Annotated in this window: 1 protein-coding gene; it reads left to right on the forward strand. The window is 69.8% G+C overall.

Annotation, left to right across the window (positions count from 1 at the left end):
- Nucleotides 1-334 (forward strand): NAD(P)-binding domain-containing protein (locus GTW40_RS09785; protein WP_237525427.1); only part of this gene is annotated, 334 nt, incomplete at both ends.

Consider the following 334-nt stretch of genomic DNA (forward strand, 5'->3'; position numbering starts at 1 on the left):
CCCGGTGACGTGGTCGTGGACGGCGGCAACTCCCGCTGGACGGACGACGAGAAGCACGCCGCCGAGCTGGGCGTCAAGGGCATCGGCTTCGTGGACGCGGGCGTCTCCGGCGGTGTCTGGGGCCTGGAGAACGGCTACGCGCTGATGGTCGGCGGCGACAAGGAGAACGTCGAGCGCCTGCAGCCCATCTTCGACGCGCTGAAGCCCGAGGGCCCCTACGGCTACGTGCACGCGGGCCGCGTCGGCGCCGGTCACTTCGCCAAGATGGTCCACAACGGCATCGAGTACGCCATGATGCAGGCGTACGCCGAGGGCTGGGAGCTGCTGGAGAAGG

This window comes from Streptomyces sp. SID4985 (assembly GCF_009863025.1).
In the GTDB taxonomy this organism is placed as follows: domain Bacteria; phylum Actinomycetota; class Actinomycetes; order Streptomycetales; family Streptomycetaceae; genus Streptomyces.